The sequence below is a fragment of the Petrotoga halophila DSM 16923 genome (genome assembly GCF_002924615.1).
Window position 1 is genome coordinate 1 of sequence record NZ_JALY01000332.1, and the last position, 1,574, is coordinate 1,574.

1 protein-coding gene is annotated in these 1,574 nt (G+C 33.3%); it reads right to left on the reverse strand.

All coding sequences use genetic code 11. The annotated features are described in order from the left end of the window. Window positions 1-254 precede the first annotated feature (254 nt). Entirely contained in the window at window positions 255-1,343 is a 1,089-nt protein-coding gene (locus AA81_RS13730) for a glycerol dehydrogenase (RefSeq protein ID WP_103078096.1), read from the reverse strand. Between the last annotated feature and the right edge of the window lie 231 nt (window positions 1,344-1,574).

Genomic DNA, 1,574 nt, shown 5'->3' on the forward strand with positions numbered 1-1,574 from the left:
ACTATCCAACAGCTTGTGGAGACACTTATTAAATTTATTCCAATATGAAACATTCATACGTATGCAAAGGTAGCTAGGATAAAAACAAATAAAATGGTAAAAAACGTAGAAATTCCTTATTGCCTTAATAAATTTAGTTTAACTTCGGCTTAATTACCCACAGTTTTTGTGTTAGAACCTTATATTTTTTAAATAAAAAAGTCCCTTCATGAATTTACAATTCAAGAAGGGGTTTTAATTCTAAATTAGGTTAATCATTTATTAAAATTTTTTGAAAGGGCATCAACTGCTAAGATTGCATCTTTAACCATTTCTGCATCTACAGCAAATGGCATATTGTGGATTGTCTCATCTTTAGAGCAGCTTGCTTCTGCTACTTTAAGAATTTTATTATCAGTAACCTCAGTTATTCCCAGGTCAGCAAGGGTAGTCGGTAAACCAACTTCTTGGCAAAAATTCATAACCTTTTCTATTTCGGCTGGATCTCTACCTTCTAATACCATCTGGACTAAAGTAGAATAAGCTACCTTTTCACCGTGAGTTTTAGCATGTGTTTCTTCTAAAACCGTGAAACCATTATGGATTGCATGAGCTGCAGCTAAGCCACCACTTTCAAAACCAAGTCCACTTAATAAAGTATTAGCTTCGATAATTTTTTCTAATGCTTCAGTTACTACACCAGCCTCAGCTGCTTTTTTAGCACTAACTCCATATTTTAATAATGTATTATAACAAAGCTCAGCTAAATAAAGAGCTGTCATTGTTGGTGTTCCACCTGACATCGCCGTTTTTCTAGTTACAGCTGAAGCAGTAGCTTCAAAATAAGTTGCCAGCGCATCGCCCATTCCAGAAACTAAAAATCTAACTGGTGCTTTTGCTACAATTTCAGTATCAACAATCACTATATCCGGGTTTTTAGGTAAGAATAGATATTCCTCAAACACTCCATCTTCTGTGTAAATTACAGATAATGCACTGCAAGGAGCATCTGTGGCTGCAATAGTTGGTACAATAACTACTGGGAGTTGAGAATAATAAGCTACAGCTTTAGAAGTATCTAACGTCTTACCCCCACCCATTCCAATTATTATATCTGCATCTTCTGCAGCAGCTTTTTTCTTAAATCTTTCTATCTCTACTTTTGAACATTCCCCTTTAAAAAATTCAATCTCATAATCAAAATTCTTCAGACCTGTTTCCAAATCAGCTAAAAATAATTCTTTAACTATAGGATCAGCTATTATTAAAGCTTTTTCTCCAAGATTTTTAATATAGTCTCCAATTTGCTTAATCACTTTTTTGCCCTGAACATATTTTCCTGGCGATGTTAAAACTTTTGTCATTAAAAACACCCCTTTATGATAATTTTTTCACAATCAAATTATACTACAACATTTTTTGAATGTCAAATTAAATTCATTCAAGTGACGACACGGTTGATAAATGTTCAAAAAATACACTTGACTGGATAGGAAAAGCTGTTTTAAAAACTATCTACGATCTAGACAACATGAGTCAAGAAGTTTCGGTACAAGTAAAAGGCAAAATTATAAACAATCATTTCAAGTTAGTCG